1 protein-coding gene is annotated in these 785 nt (G+C 55.2%); it reads left to right on the forward strand.

Annotated features, from left to right (window positions below):
• On the forward strand, positions 1-778 hold a 778-nt coding region (locus QVP67_RS04575), incomplete at its 5' end, for a hypothetical protein (RefSeq protein WP_288179908.1).
• Between the last annotated feature and the right edge of the window lie 7 nt (positions 779-785).

A 785-nucleotide genomic window follows, 5' to 3' on the forward strand; every position in this document is an offset into this window, starting at 1 on the left:
CTGCCTGCCGGTAAAGGACAGTTACAAGATGCTTCACAGGGGCGACCGTGTGGTCGTGGCCGAGTTTGCCATTCATCCGGCCGACTCGGTGGACTCGGTATGGGTGAAGCTGGCCCACACGCAAGAGGTGCAGGGGTGGTTGCGCCAAAGCGACATGAAGCGTGACTTTGCGCCTACCGACAGCATTTCGCAGGCCATTTACCTGTTCAGCGACACGCACGCATCCTACTTCGTCATCGTATTTGCGCTGTTCGTAGCCGTGTGGCTGTTCCGGGCATTCCGCAAGAAGCAGCTGAAGTTGGTCTATTTCGACGATATCGACAGTGTATATCCGTTGTTGCTCTGCCTGCTGATGGCCTTCAGTGCCACGATTTACGAGTCGATGCAGGTCTTTGTGCCCGCAACGTGGGAACATTTCTATTACAATCCGACGTTGTCGCCCTTCAAAGTGCCGTTCGTGTTGTCGGTGTTCCTCACCAGCATCTGGCTGTTCCTCATCGTGTTGCTGGCCGTGCTCGACGACCTTTTCCGCCAGCTTTCGCCAGCAGCTGCCGTATGCTATCTGCTGGGGTTGGCTTCGTGCTGTATCTTCTGCTATTTCTTCTTTATCCTGACCACGCACATTTACGTGGGCTATCTGTTTCTGGCTGTTTTTGTCTGGATATTTGTACGCCGGTTACGTCTTTCGCTGCATGCCGACCGCTACCGTTGCGGCAACTGCGGAGGCAAGATGATGCACAAAGGCGTATGCCCGCACTGCGGAGCGGTGAACGAGTAACGACAGC

This window comes from Bacteroides sp. CAG:633 (assembly GCF_000435115.1).
Taxonomy (GTDB): Bacteria; Bacteroidota; Bacteroidia; order Bacteroidales; family Bacteroidaceae; genus Bacteroides; species Bacteroides ndongoniae.